The organism is Pseudidiomarina terrestris (assembly GCF_030466405.1).
Classification (GTDB): domain Bacteria; phylum Pseudomonadota; class Gammaproteobacteria; order Enterobacterales; family Alteromonadaceae; genus Pseudidiomarina; species Pseudidiomarina terrestris.
The window spans coordinates 37,677-52,148 of record NZ_JAGGJF010000002.1; the positions used below are offsets into that span (position 1 = coordinate 37,677).

At 51.9% G+C, this 14,472-nt stretch carries 11 protein-coding genes; 7 read left to right on the top strand and 4 right to left on the bottom strand.

Going from position 1 to position 14,472, the window contains the following annotated elements:
• Window positions 1-19: 19 nt before the first annotated feature.
• From J6J34_RS04345 to nadK, 4 genes are all read right to left on the bottom strand, one after another.
• Window positions 20-2,761 (bottom strand): insulinase family protein, encoded by a 2,742-nt coding sequence (locus tag J6J34_RS04345; protein ID WP_301719901.1) that lies wholly within the window; start codon window positions 2,759-2,761, stop codon window positions 20-22.
• A gap of 51 nt (window positions 2,762-2,812) precedes the next feature.
• Window positions 2,813-3,160, bottom strand: a complete 348-nt coding sequence (gene bamE / locus J6J34_RS04350; protein WP_301719902.1) for an outer membrane protein assembly factor BamE — start codon at window positions 3,158-3,160, stop codon at window positions 2,813-2,815.
• Window positions 3,161-3,279: 119 nt separating this feature from the next.
• Window positions 3,280-4,959, bottom strand: coding sequence for a DNA repair protein RecN (gene recN / locus J6J34_RS04355; RefSeq protein WP_301773702.1), 1,680 nt, complete (start codon window positions 4,957-4,959; stop codon window positions 3,280-3,282).
• A gap of 76 nt (window positions 4,960-5,035) precedes the next feature.
• A complete protein-coding gene (gene nadK, locus J6J34_RS04360; protein ID WP_301719904.1) occupies window positions 5,036-5,929 on the bottom strand; it encodes an NAD(+) kinase in 894 nt (297 codons plus the stop codon).
• Between the two features lie 103 nt (window positions 5,930-6,032).
• On the opposite strand from nadK, the gene grpE reads away from it, so the two are divergent.
• The 7 genes from grpE to carA all read left to right on the top strand — a co-directional run bounded on the left by grpE (window position 6,033) and on the right by carA (window position 14,460).
• A complete protein-coding gene (grpE, locus tag J6J34_RS04365) occupies window positions 6,033-6,680 on the top strand; it encodes a nucleotide exchange factor GrpE (protein ID WP_301898553.1) in 648 nt (215 codons plus the stop codon).
• Window positions 6,681-6,953: 273 nt separating this feature from the next.
• Entirely contained in the window at window positions 6,954-8,876 is a 1,923-nt protein-coding gene (dnaK, locus tag J6J34_RS04370; RefSeq protein ID WP_301719906.1) for a molecular chaperone DnaK, read from the top strand.
• 111 nt (window positions 8,877-8,987) lie between these two features.
• On the top strand, window positions 8,988-10,136 hold the full coding sequence (gene dnaJ, locus J6J34_RS04375; protein WP_301773706.1) for a molecular chaperone DnaJ: 1,149 nt from the start codon (window positions 8,988-8,990) through the stop codon (window positions 10,134-10,136).
• A gap of 31 nt (window positions 10,137-10,167) precedes the next feature.
• Window positions 10,168-10,965 carry a M48 family metallopeptidase gene (locus tag J6J34_RS04380; protein ID WP_301719908.1) on the top strand — a complete coding sequence of 266 codons (798 nt, stop codon included), beginning with the start codon at window positions 10,168-10,170 and terminating at the stop codon, window positions 10,963-10,965.
• 141 nt (window positions 10,966-11,106) lie between these two features.
• On the top strand, window positions 11,107-12,342 hold the full coding sequence (locus J6J34_RS04385; protein ID WP_301898554.1) for a dicarboxylate/amino acid:cation symporter: 1,236 nt from the start codon (window positions 11,107-11,109) through the stop codon (window positions 12,340-12,342).
• Window positions 12,339-13,148: a 4-hydroxy-tetrahydrodipicolinate reductase gene (dapB, locus tag J6J34_RS04390; protein WP_301898555.1), complete on the top strand. Its 810-nt coding sequence runs from the start codon at window positions 12,339-12,341 to the stop codon at window positions 13,146-13,148. The genes J6J34_RS04385 and dapB overlap by 4 nt, the downstream gene beginning before the upstream one ends.
• Window positions 13,149-13,299: 151 nt before the next feature.
• On the top strand, window positions 13,300-14,460 hold the full coding sequence (gene carA / locus J6J34_RS04395) for a glutamine-hydrolyzing carbamoyl-phosphate synthase small subunit (RefSeq protein ID WP_301719911.1): 1,161 nt from the start codon (window positions 13,300-13,302) through the stop codon (window positions 14,458-14,460).
• Window positions 14,461-14,472: the final 12 nt, after the last annotated feature.

Sequence of the window (14,472 nt, forward strand, 5' to 3'; positions counted from 1 at the left end):
AACAATAAACGCGCCGCTGTCAAAGCTCTTTAGGAGTCGCTGTAATAAAGCCATGGCTCTGTTTTGCGGATAATTGTTGCCGCATTTTCTCCAGGAAAAACGAAGTCGGCTTACTTTCAAGCAATTGCGCAATCTGATCGAGACGATCGAACGCCACATTGTACTGCGAAACGCAGGTCCAGAGGCGCTGACTGCGGAGGCGCAAATTGGTGTCTGGCTCACGCAGTTTCTGGACCAGGAACCCGCGGATTTTATCTAAATCGGCATTGCCGAGCTGCTCCAGCTGTTCGGTAAAAAGTGTTACAAACTCTGTGAGTCGGTCAACTAAGGTCGGCGCCGAATAGTCACTACTTTGCACGTATAACAACAGATGTGGTCGTTGCTCGATGGGCATGAAGGTACTGCCAACTACGTAGCCTAATTGCTGATGGGTGCGCAGCTCGTTAAATAAATGAGGCTGAATCAACTGATTGAGTAGCAGCAGGGTCGCCTGCTCGGTAACGTCCATGGACTGGCCCTGAATCACCAACAAGGCAGCGTGATCACTGTGGCGGGTCGTGAGCTTACCGCGTTCAGCGAGTTTACCGGACGTTTTTATACTCGCCATCGTATGGGTTGGCGGAACCTGCGCCTGCAGGCCTTCGCTAAGCTTGAAGTAATGCTGAGCGCCGTCTAGAACCGGTGCAAGACGCTCAAGATCGAGGTCGCCATGGGCCAGCATTTTTATCTCTGTTTGCGCAAAAAGTTGGGCCTGCCAGGTTTTGAATTGCTCGTAATCAACTTCAGCCAGCGCTGCCGCCAGATCACTAAGTGCGTACATATGTGGCTGTAACAGCACATTAAGTCGTGCAAAGAGCAGATTAAGAGGCTTGTTGGAGAGTGCAGACTGCCAATTCGCTTTTAGCTTCTGGTGCATATCATGCCAGCGGGTTTCAGCAAATTGGGGCATCTGAAAACGTGCCAGAATCCGCTCCGTCAATTCAGCGATGCCAACAGAGTAACCACTCACATGCAGGGTAATACCGTAGTGTTGCGGGTAGATATTAAAATGCAGTCCGGCAATCTCAGCATCGTAGCAATCTTCATTCAGACGGTCGATCATCAGCTCACACCAAAGTCGTGCGCAGGCATAGTGGCGAGCGGAGCGGGTTGCTTCGGGCAATATAAACTGGCAATAAATGTGCGCTTTTGGCGCACGAAAATCTGGGTCCTGCAGATGCCAAAGGGTCAGCCCCCTTGCAACCTGATGCTGTTGCGGTGTTGATGCAATCGGCTCACGCAGTTCCAGCGGCGCTTCAAGGGGTTGTAAATAAGGGTTTTCGGGCGGTAATGCTCCCCAGGGTTTACATGGTGCTGACCAACGCTGAAGTTGCGCCTCGGTAAGCGGGCTGAGTTGGTAATCGGTACCATAAATAGGTTCGTGAGCGCTCACCTCAACCTGTTTATGAATCAGCGTGGCGCGCATGTTGTCGGGCGTCATCGCAGCGAGCAACTGGCGAATCCTGGAATGATTCAGGCCGGTCATCCGGTAGTCGCCAAAAATGAGGTCATGGGGGCGATAATGGTGCATGTTAATTGCCAGCTGCGGCGCCAGATCGGAAGTACGCGCCGGCTCCTGAAAACGAAATGCATTGGCGATCACGGTTTGGCGTTCGTTATATCGCCACTCTTCGAGTCCCTGTTGTTCAATTAGGCGCAGGGTGGCAAAAACCTGTTCAATAATGACGTCAGTGGCTTCGAGCCCCTCGTCTGTCAATTGCATATTGATGTTAAAGTCTTTGAAATTACTACCGCTGATACCACCGCCCGCAGACAAGCTGTTAATCAGGTGGCGCCGGTGTAGTTCGGCAAATAGGCTACCGGGGCCTTCATACCCCAACAAATGAGCGATAAAGCTGGTCGACTTGTGGGGGTAATCGTCATCGATGCCGGGTAATGCGAAGGCAAGAATGAGACGGCGGGCGTCTTTCAATGGCCGTACATTGAGTTGAATACCAAGTTGTTCAGGTAGGTAAAGCGGCTCGGTCTGCGCTGTAATTTCTTCGCCACCACCGGGCACTGGCTGAAAGTAGTCCGTTGCCAGAGACTCCAGCTCGGTCAGCGACTGCGGGCCGGCCAGTACTAATGTCATCCGATTGGCGCGATACCAGCGCTCAAAAAAGGCTTTTAGTTCGCATTCCAGGGATGTGGTATCGCCGGCATCTGTAAGTGTTGCGAGATTGCCAACAGAAAACTTATGAAACGGATGCGCCGGATTGGCGGTGGTTTTATGGACCTGATAAAGCCGGCGCAATTCATCCTTTTGTTTGAGCTTAAACTCAGCCTCAATGGATTGAATTTCCTTGGCGACCCATTCACGATTAAACTTGGGTTGGTAAAAGAAACGGGAAAAGCGGTCTAGTGCAGAGCTAAATGCCTGCGCGTCGCAGGTGAAGTAATAACTGCTGAACTCAGTGCCGGTCCAGGCGTTATGATGGCCGCCATGTTGATGGATAAAATCGTGGTAAGCCGTTGGTTCAGGATAACCATCGGTTCCCAGAAATAGCATATGCTCGAGAAAATGCGCAAGTCCCTGCCGGTTTATCGGGTCGTGAAAGTGACCGGCTGCGACGGCTAAAGCTGCGGTGCTTTGTTCCGACTGGGCATCGTGCACCAAGGCGCAGCGCAAGCCATTAGGCAACACGACCATCGCATAGTCGCGATGATCTGTTGGGCTTTGAATAATATCGGTAAAATGGTCGAGGCTGTTGCTCGGCTTCATACACTCCCCGAATTTTTATCTAGCTGCGGAGGTGCGCTGGCAACGGCCTGTTTATTGATCCAGCGGCGTGTCGAAATTCTCTGGCCGGTCAAAATCACCTTCGTAGGTGGCGAGTTTGCCGTCTTCGAAGGTCAGTGTCACGCTACGGCGATAATCACTGCCTTTGCCTGCTTCCATATTAAAAACGTAGTACCAGGTGTCATTGGCGAAAACGTTTTCTGCAACCGGCACACCCAGCACGTAAGCAACCTGTTCTTTAGTCATGCCAACGCGGAGCTGGTTAACGTCGCGCTGCTCAAGATAATTTCCTTGTGGTACATCAATCCGATACACCAGTTTCTCAAATACGGAGCAACCACTTAACGCGATCACCATGCCGATTAGCATAAGTTTTTTCATAAAATACGTTTTACTTCTTGTTTGAGGAGCTCATTAATAAGGATGATAAACAAAGCTATCATGAATAACTAGCCTTGCGCACAAGATTGACCGCAATCTTGTGCGAATGTTCCCTAAAACTAAGAGCCAGTAGCGAGTAATTCCGCGGCATTGGCTTTTGTGGTGGCCGTGATTGTGTCACCGCCAAGTAAACGGGCGAGCTCGATCACACGATGATCATGGTCGAGTGCGGTCATCTGGGTTTCTGTACTTTCGCCGTCGGTGGTCTTGTCGACCCGCAACTGTTGATGCGCCTTAGCGGCTACTTGCGGCAAATGGGTCACACAGATGACTTGATTATTTTGCCCCAACTGTCGTAACAACTTACCGACAGTGGCAGCCGTCGCGCCACTGACTCCTACATCAACCTCATCAAACATCAGCGTGGGAGTGGTTAACTGTGCTGCCGTAATCACCTGGATGGCGAGACTTATACGGGACAGCTCACCGCCAGAGGCAACTTTCGCCAGCGCTTGTAAGGGCTGGCCTGGGTTGGTGGTAACCTGAAAGACCACAGAGTCAGTGCCAAGGCGTGTTGCCGGAGCTTGTTCCTGATGATCTACGGCGATCACAAATCGACCATGAGGCATATTCAGAGCGCGCATGGATGTTGAGATCTGTTCACCAAGTTCTTGTGCCGCACGTTGCCGTTGCTTGGACAGTTTTGCAGCAACTTTACGGTAGTGTTGAGCGGCGGCCTGCACCTGTTCATCGGAATCAGCGAGTTTTGCTTCCGCCGCTTCGAGCTCTGCTAATTCCTCGCTGAGCTGCTGATGAAGCTTGGGTAGCTGTTCTGGATCGAGCTGGTGTTTGCGTGCCAGCTGTACTGCCTGAGTGACGCGGCGTTCCACCTGTACCAGGAGGTCACTATCAACTTCGATTCCATCGCTATACAACCGCAATTCCCGGGCGGCTTCTTCGATTTGTACACTGGCCTCGCCGAGCAGTTTAACCGCGGGTTCGAGTTGCGGGTCTATGCTCAACTGTTCTTCCAGTCGTAATAGGGCGGTCTGAACCAGGCTGTAAGCGTTGTTGTGTTCGCCTTCATACAGAGCATTTAATGCGAATTGACTGTCTTCTTGCAAGGCGGAGCTGTTACTTAAGCGCTTGTGCTGTAGCTCAAGTTCAGTGTATTCACCTTCGGCAAGCGCAAATTGGTCGAGTTCTTCGACCTGATAACGGACTAACTGTGCGCGAGACTGACGCTCTTCCTGCTTCTGCAGAGCTTCTTTTTGCTGTTTGCGAAGTTGATACCATTGTTGATAAGCAGATTCGACCTCACTTAACAAATGGCTATGCCGGGCATAGGCGTCGAGGAGTTCGAGTTGATGTTCAGGCCGGGTCAGCAGTTGATGTTCATGTTGACCATGAATATTGACCAGCAAGGGTGCCAACTGCTTGAGTTGCGCAACATTGACCGGATAACCGTTGATCCAGGCTTTCGAGCGTCCTTCGCGAGTAATGAGACGGCGTAATACGCAATGATCGGGCTCTTCTTCATCCATCAGCTCGTTTTCACTAAGCCAGACTGCAGCCGGAGATTTATGCGGAACCTGAAAGCTCGCAATCACCTCAGCTTTTTCAGCCTCGGCACGGATGGAATCGGTTTCGGCGCGGTCGCCAAGACACAGGCCAAGGGCATCCAGTGCAATGGATTTTCCCGCTCCAGTTTCGCCGGTGATCGCAGTCATGCCTGCTTGAAAATCAACGGTTAATTGACGAACCACGGCGAAGTTGCGGACTTGCAGATGCATCAACATGAGGAACCTCTCTTATCAACCACTGTGTTTACATACAGTATTTATACAGTATTCATACAGTAATGCAAGGAGGTTTTCAGAAGAGTCGGCTACCCCATCCTAATTTGTTTCTTAACACCCTGAAATAACTATGATCTTTAGGATGAATCAAACGCAATGTATGCGGGTATTTATGGATCAGGACCTCATCTTTCGGGAGGACTTCCATGCGCCGGTGCCCATCGCAGCTGATTTGCAGGGTACCGTTGTCGGGCGCGGGGCGCAGATGCAGGGTACAGTCCGCATCCACCACGATAGGGCGGCTACTTAAAGTATGGGGGAACATGGAGACCAGTGATATAGCGTTCAGGTTTGGGGTCAGGATAGGACCGCCGCCGGAAAGCGAGTAGGCGGTTGAGCCGGTCGGTGTGCTGATGATGAGGCCGTCAGAGCGCTGGCTGTAAACAAAATCATGGTCAACATAGACTTCAAACTCAATCATATGTGCGACTTTGTCTGAGTGCAGCACTACTTCATTAATGGCCCGCCCGACATCGCGACGCTCGCCGTCACGTACGACCTCCGCTTGCAGCAAAAAACGTTGTTCAGAAATGAAATTTCCGTCCAGTACGTCGAGCAATTGCTCCATCACATGGTCGGGATCAAGATCCGTCAGGAAGCCTAAATTGCCGCGATTGACGCCAATCACTGCAACATCGTTTTCACAGAGTACCCGGGCCGCGCCGAGCATATTGCCGTCACCACCGACGACCACGGCTAAATCGGCCTCATCACCAAGGTTGTCAAGGCTAAAGGTGGGGCTGCTGATATCTTCGCCCAGCTGTTTAGCTGTGCGTTCTTCAATGATGACCTCTACTCCGGCATTGGTTAATTCCCGCTCCAGAGTCAGTAGCGTGGTACGCGTTGCTTCATGATTCACTTTGCCCAACAAGGCAACACGTTGAAAGGCATGTTGCGAGGAAGACGCCATAGTAAGTTTCTCCAATTTTGTATGCATTAGCCTTGAATCGAAAAACTGTGCCCCCATAACTGTGCACAAGCTTAGTTATATCACATTGGAAGAGTAACGAAACATGACAAAACACGATTCTGCCAAGGAAAATCAAGAGCACGAAGTAGCGCAAGACGCCGAACATGACACCCAGCAGGATGTTGAAAATGCTGATGTTGAGACCCAACAGGATGGGGATACTCAGCCGGAACAGAAAGCCGGTGAGGCGCAGGGTGACGATGTTGCTGCGCTAAATGAACAGATTGCCGAGCTGGAACTGGCTTTAGCGCAGGCTGAACAGCGTGCTGAAGAGTCAAAGGATCGCGCAGTTCGCGCTGTTGCCGAAATGGAGAACGTGCGCCGTCGCGCCGCCATGGATGTTGAAAAAGCACATAAATTCGCACTAGAGAAGTTTGCCAACGAACTGTTGACCACCGTTGATAATCTTGAACGCGCGCTGGCGATAGCGGCTAACGAAGAAACGATTAACGCGAACTTCCTGGAAGGTATTGAACTGACCCACAAGAGCTTACTGACCACGTTACAGAAATTTGGTGTGGAAGCAGTGGGTGAAGAAGGGGAGACCTTCAACCCTGATCTGCATCAGGCAATGTCGATGCAGGCTGCTGAAGGCAAAGAAAACAACACCATTTTGGCGGTCATGCAAAAGGGCTATACGCTCAGTGGGCGACTGTTAAGACCAGCGATGGTGATGGTGGTAAAAAACTGATATCGCGTGGCGGGGCCAGGCGCGAGGCCAGCCCCGACAAAATAGGCGTGAGTTAAAGATTTTACTGATGATTACGGCTGGATTGTCGTCTTATCCAAAGAGCTCAAGCGAGCGGCTGAAATAAATTGTCTAATTCGCTTGTAATCTTCAATCTCAGCCCCATTTATCAGTCATTGCAAAGGGATTTCCAGTCGGCGGCTATTGAAAATGAATCATGACCGCCCCATATCTGGAATAACGAATTAGTTTTGAAAGTTGGAGTTGGAGACAAACATGGGCAGAATTATTGGAATCGATTTAGGTACTACAAACTCTTGCGTAGCAGTACTCGACGGCGACAAGCCGCGCGTGATTGAAAACGCAGAGGGCGATCGCACGACCCCTTCGGTCGTAGCCTTTACTGACGACGGTGAAACCCTGGTGGGTCAGCCGGCAAAACGCCAGGCAGTGACCAACCCGAATAAAACCTTGTTTGCGATTAAGCGCTTGATCGGTCGTCGCTTTAAAGACGAAGAAGTTCAGCGTGATATCGGCATCATGCCGTACAAAATTATTGAAGCTGAGAATGGCGATGCCTGGGTCGAAATTAACGACGAGAAAAAGGCGCCACCGCAAATCTCGGCAGAAATTCTGAAGAAAATGAAGAAAACTGCGGAAGATTACCTCGGTGAGAAAGTCACTGAAGCGGTAATCACTGTACCTGCTTACTTTAACGATGCGCAACGTCAGGCAACTAAAGACGCCGGCCGTATTGCGGGTCTTGAAGTGAAGCGTATCATTAACGAACCTACCGCAGCCGCGCTGGCGTATGGCCTGGACAAGAAAAAAGGCGACAACACCATTGCTGTTTATGACTTAGGTGGCGGTACCTTTGATATCTCAATTATCGAAATTGATGAAGTTGAAGGCGAGCATACCTTTGAGGTGCTAGCGACCAACGGTGATACTCACTTAGGTGGTGAAGACTTTGATAACCGTTTGATTAACTATCTGGTTGAGCAGTTCAATAAAGATCAGGGTATCGACTTGCGTAAAGATCCGCTGGCGATGCAGCGTCTGAAAGAAGCTGCTGAAAAAGCCAAGATTGAGTTGTCTTCTGCACAGCAGACGGAAGTTAATCTGCCGTACATTACGGCCGATAACACCGGTCCTAAGCACCTGGCAATCAAAGTGACCCGCGCGAAACTGGAATCTCTGGTAGAAGACTTGATTACCCGCTCAATGGAGCCGGTCAAGCAAGCTCTTGCTGATGCGGATCTGTCTGTCAGCGATATCCAGGACATCATCGTCGTGGGTGGCCAGACACGGATGCCGAAGGTGCTGCAGGCAGTCACTGATTTCTTCGGTAAAGAGCCACGTCGTGACGTGAACCCTGACGAAGCCGTTGCTGTAGGTGCTGCAGTTCAGGCTGGTGTTTTGCAGGGTGACGTTAAAGACGTCTTGCTACTGGACGTAACACCACTGTCGCTGGGTATTGAAACCATGGGCGGCGTGATGACCAAGTTGATTGAGAAGAACACCACGATTCCGACGAAGCAATCGCAGACCTTCTCGACCGCTGACGACAACCAGTCTGCCGTTACCGTGCATGTGTTGCAGGGTGAGCGTAAGCGTGGGGCTGACAACAAGTCGCTGGGTCAGTTTAACCTGGAAGGAATTCGTCCGGCGCCACGTGGCGTGCCTCAGATTGAAGTCACCTTTGACCTCGATGCAGATGGTATCCTGCACGTGTCTGCGAAAGATAAAGACACTGGCAAAGAGCAGAAAATCACCATCAAAGCTTCGTCTGGTCTGAGCGATGATGAAGTCGAGAAAATGGTACGCGACGCTGAAGCCCATGCCGAAGAAGATCGCAAGTTTGAGGAAATGGTTCAGGTTCGCAACCAGGCTGACGCTCTTGTGCATGCCACTCGTAAGCAACTTGATGAAGTTGGCGATGATTTGGATAGCGCTGAAAAAGAGAAGATTGAAGCGGCTATTACTGACCTCGAAGCAGCTGTGAAAAGCAATGAGAAAGAACAGATCGAAGCCAAGCAGCAAGCGCTGGTGGAAGCCTCTGGCAAGCTCATGGAAGCAGCACAGCAAAAAGCTCAGCAGCAGGACGCTGGAGCTGAAGCTGGTGGTCAGCAAGCGAAGCAAGACGATGATGTCGTCGATGCTGAGTTTGAAGAAGTCAAAGACGACGAGAAAAAGTAATCATACGCCCACCGGGTGTCTGTGATAACAACGCACGGGGGTTGCCAGCAGGTGGCCTCCGTGTGTTTGTGTCAGGACAAAGCTAAATAGGAAAGTGGAAGACGCAATATTATGGCGAAACCAGATTTGTATGAAGTGCTGGGCGTAAGCAGAGATGCCAGCGAACGCGACATCAAGAAAGCCTACAAGCGCATGGCGATGAAGTATCACCCGGATCGTACCAAGGGTGATAAAGACCTTGAACTGAAGTTCAAGGAAGTCAAAACAGCGTATGAAGTGCTGATGGATCCGCAAAAGCGAGCAGCCTATGACCAGTATGGTCATGCCGCATTTGAGCAAGGCCAGGGCGGCTTTGGCGGTGGCGGCGGAGCCGGCGCTGCGGATTTTGCCGATATTTTTGGTGATGTGTTCGGTGATATTTTTGGTGGCGGCGGTGGCCGTCGCGGTCGTGCGCAGGCAGCGCGAGGCTCAGATCTGCGCTATAACCTCGAACTTTCCTTAGAGGAAGCTGTTCGCGGTAAAGAAGTCGATTTAAAAATTCCTAAGCTGGCCGAATGTGAGGACTGTGATGGCTCGGGCGCTCGTGAAGGCTCCAGCGCTGAAACCTGTTCACACTGTCACGGCAGTGGTCATATTCAAATGCGGCAGGGCTTCTTTGCCGTACAACAACCCTGCCCACATTGTCGGGGCCGCGGTAAAGTCATTAAGGATCCTTGCCGGACCTGTCACGGTGAAGGTCGGGTTGAGCGTACAAAAACACTGAATGTGAAAATCCCTGCTGGCGTTGATACCGGCGACCGTATTCGCCTGAACGGCGAAGGCGAAGCGGGTGAAATGGGCGCCCCTGCTGGCGATCTGTACGTGCAGGTGCATGTGCGTGAACACCCAATTTTTAAACGCGATGGCAATAATCTCTATTGTGAAGTACCTTTAAGCTTTACCCATGCAGCTTTAGGCGGTGATATTCAGGTACCGACGCTGGAAGGTAAGGTTAAGTTGAAAATCCCAGCGGAGACGCAAACAGGTAAGCTGTTCCGGCTGCGTGGAAAAGGCGTCCGCTCGGTGCGAACCGGTGCCGTTGGCGACCTAATTTGTAAGGTTGTTATCGAAACACCAGTGAACCTGTCGGACGACCAACGGGATCTGTTGCGTCAGTTGGACGAATCCATGGGCACAGGCGATGAGGCAGCGCACTATCGGCCGAAAGAAAAAGGCTTTTTTGATGGTGTGAAACGTTTCTTCGACGATCTTCGCGGTTAATTCTTCTTTGGAACTCAATCGGAGGCAGGCGATGCGCACACTAAAATATGGACTTCTGGCCCTGGGCTTAACCGGCCTGGTGGCTTGCACGCAATCCCCCACGGGACGATCTCAGTTGCAGTTGTTCAGTAGCGATGAAATCGCTCAATTAGGTGCGCAAAGTTATAATGCTCTGAAGCAGGAAGAAAAAATCTCCAGGGATCCTGCCCTGAATAGTTATGTGCAGTGTATCTCTGACGATCTCATTGCTGTGCTTCCAGAGCAGTGGGCGCAGCAGCAGTGGGAAGTCACTGTGTTTGAAAGCGAAGCGGTGAATGCCTTTGCGCTGCCAGGCGGCAAAATAGGTGTTTACACTGGCCTGATAGAGGTGGCTGAAAATGCCGCACAACTGGCCGCTGTGATAGGCCATGAAATAGGCCACGTTATCGCGCAACACAGTAATGAGCGTATGTCGAATCAGTTTGCTGCAGGTCTTGGCCTGCAGTTAGGCGGCATTCTGGTCGGACAGGAAATGGACAGCGATACAGCTGCGCTGGTCATGGGCGCCCTCGGCGTAGGTGTGCAACTGGGTTACATCCTGCCGTATTCGCGGATTCATGAAAGTGAATCTGATGAGCTCGGTTTAGGTTATATGGCTGCTGCCGGTTACGACCCTCGAGAAGCCGCTGAGTTGTGGCGGAACATGGCCCAACAGGCCGGCCCGAACCCGCCTGAATTCCTATCGACTCACCCGTCACCGCAAACGCGCATTGAAAAGCTTGAAGCGCTTGCCGTTGATGCCATGAGCACCTACCGTCAGGCGCCGCAGCCAAGCTGTCGTAAACCTTAAATCTTAGACCCGAACTTTTAGTACCCAGCGGCCGCACCACGCGGCCGCACCATTAACGAATAACGAATAACCAATCGTTCTAATCCCATTCCAGACATCCCCCGTACAATAGATTCTTTTTGACGAGCGATGTGAGGATCTATGCTCAAAACCTGGTTTGCAATTCCGTTCTGGCAACGGGTGCTGGGTGCTTTTGTGCTTGGTGTGGCCGCGGGACTTTTGGTGCCGGACTTTGCTGTAGCCCTGAAGCCCTTAGGTGATCTGTTTATTCAAGCCTTAAAAATGCTGGTGGCGCCACTGATTTTCTGTGCCATCGTGAATGCTATTTTGCAGTTTGGCGAAGACGAAGGGCTGGGAAAAATAGGTGCAAAAACCGTAGGTCTGTTCTTGCTGACGGCTGTCCTTGCCAGTGTCATCGGCCTTGCCGTCGGTAGTTTACTGGATGTGTCACCGACACAAAATCTGGTGGCTTCGCCAGATTATCAGGAGAAAGACGTTCCTGGGCCTATCGCGGTGTTTCTGAACATGATCCCGAGCAATCCCTTTGCTGCGCTCAGCGAAGGTAAAATTTTGCAGATCGTGGTGTTTGCAGCCCTCGTGGGTATTGCTATCCGCCAGGTAGGGCAGCCGGCTCAGGCACTGGGTAACGTGTTAAAATCCGGTGCTCAGGTGATGTACCGTATTACCAAGATGGTGCTTGAATTGACGCCCTTTGGCGTACTCGGTCTGATGGCCTGGGTGGTCGGCAGTTATGGCTTGAGTAGTCTGGCACCGCTGGCGGCTTTTGTCGGTGCGATTTATCTCGCCTGCTTTATTCATATTGTCTTTGTTTACGGCTCCATGGTGCGGCTTGCCGGGATGTCACCCTGGTTTTTCTTCAAGTCGGTGTTTTCAGCTCAGCTAGTCGCTTACACCACCTGTAGCAGCTTTGGTACGATTCCCGCAGCCCATCAGGCCATTACCGAACGCCTGCGGGTGAAAAAGTCCTATGCCAGCTTCGTGTTGCCATTAGGTGCCACCATTAATATGGACGGCTGTGGCGGTATTTATCCGGCGATTGCCGCAATTTTTATTGCGCAACTTTACGGCGTGCCGCTGGAGTGGATGGATTACTTACTGATCACGGGTACCGCAACCCTGGCCTCAATCGGCACCGCGGGTGTGCCTGGCACCGCCCTGGTGATGCTGACAGTCACCCTGAATGTGGTAGGCTTACCGCTGGAGGGCATTGCCTTTATCGCTGCTATCGATCGCATTATTGATATGGCTCGCACAGCGACCAATGTCACTGGTGATATGGCAGTTGCAGTCGTGCTTGGACGCGAAGATAATGGCGCTGGTGAAGAGCTTGTCGGGATGCCACAGGAGCAATCATGAAGGTAGCGGTAATTGGCGCCAGTGGGCGCATGGGACAGGCAGTCCTGCAAGAGTTGATAGCGCAGGGGCATGAGTGCGCTGCTGCCATTGTCAGTGAACAGTCCAGCCAGCTGGGCCAGGCGCCGGACGATCCGCGACTTGCCGGCAGGCACTACAGTTCGGGCCGTGAATTAGAGCCCGGTAGCGTCGATGTGATGATTGATTTTAGCCTACCACAGGCGTTATCGCATAATCTTGCCCTGGCGCAGCACTTGGGGGCGCCAATAGTCGTTTGTACGACGGGGTTGGCGGACGCCGATCAGGATACGCTGGCACAGGCGTCGCAGTCGCTGCCCGTGCTTTACGCGGCCAATACCAGTGTTGGTATCGCGCTGATGGAACAACTCGTTACTTTGGCTAGTGCCGGATTTGCTGACGCAGATATCGAAATTCTTGAAGCGCACCACGCGGCGAAGCGTGACGCGCCCTCTGGTACCGCCCTGGTGTTAGGCGAAGCGGCAGCAACCGGACGCGGCACCACTCTGGCGCAAAGCACCGCAGGAATTCGTGGCGAGGGCCCCCGTCAGGCGGGAAGTATCGGTTTTGCCGTGCTGCGTGCGGCAGATATTGTCGGCGAACATAGCGTTTATCTTGCCCAGACCGGAGAGCGTATTGAGCTGACCCACAGGATCCGCGATCGCCAGGTGTTTGCCCGTGGCGCGGTGCAGGCAGCGCAATGGCTGGCGGGGCAACCTGCGGGCCGTTATAAAATGCGCGATATGCTCGACACCAAGGCGTTACTACAACGGCTGTTGCACGAAATTTAACTAGACTTAAGGGCGGCTTTTCTTTAAAATAGACTCAATTTGCCAACGTAAAGTTGGTGAGCTGAAAACGCGCACTTTTTAGCTGGTGCAAGGTAATCAACGGGGAAGTCATTTTATGATTCACCCGTTTTTTTATGTACGGAGGTTAACCTTGAGTATTCTAGCGAGCCATTCAGCGAGCAAAGCCATTTTGGTGCTTGCGGATGGAACTGTTTTTCACGGCACTGCAATCGGTGCTGGTGGCACGGCGGTCGGCGAAGTTGTTTTTAATACCGCAATGACCGGCTACCAAGAAATTCTCACCGATCCCTCCTATGCTGAACAAATCGTAACTCTTACTTATCCCCATATTGGCAATTACGGCACCACCCACGAAGACGAAGAATCCAACCGTGTTTGGGCCAAAGGCCTGGTCATCCGTGATTTATCCCTCAAAGCCAGTAATTTTCGCCTGGAACAATCTTTAGGTGACTACTTGCGGCAGCGAAATGTGGTGGGGATTGCCGACATTGATACCCGTAAACTGACCCGACTGTTGCGCGAAAAAGGCGCTCAGAACGGCTGTATTATGGCCGGTAATGTTGATGGTGAGTTAGACGTTGACCACGCCTTGGAGCTCGCACGAGGCTTCCCGGGCTTGCAGGGCATGGATTTGGCGAAGGAAGTGACGATCCGCGCGCCGCATGAGTGGACCAGCAAAAGCTGGCAATTAGGCAAGGGCTTTAGTGAGCTCGAAGATCACAAGTTTCATGTGGTCGCCTATGATTATGGTTGTAAGCGCAATATCCTGCGGATGCTAGCTGATCGCGGCTGCAAGGTGACACTGGTCCCAGCAGAAATGCCAGCGAGCGACGTACTGGCAATGAAACCTGACGGTGTGTTTTTATCCAACGGACCGGGTGACCCTGAGCCTTGCGATTACGCCATCAAGGCAATTCGTGAACTGATTGAAGCAAAAATGCCGTTGTTTGGTATTTGTCTTGGGCATCAGTTGCTGGCGCTGGCCAGTGGTGCGAAAACCGAGAAAATGAAGTTTGGCCACCACGGTGCCAACCATCCGGTTCAGGACCTAGCGAACAACCGGGTGATGATTACCAGTCAGAACCATGGCTTTGCGGTCTCAGAGACAAACTTCCCGGAGAATCTTAAAGTGACGCATAAGTCCCTTTTTGACGGAACTTTACAGGGGATTCATCGCACTGATGCACCGGCGTTCAGCTTCCAGGGACATCCTGAAGCCAGCCCCGGACCGCACGATGCTGCACCTTTGTTTGATCACTTTATTGACCTGATGAGCCAGCGCGCGCAGTAAGCGCTGCCTGAA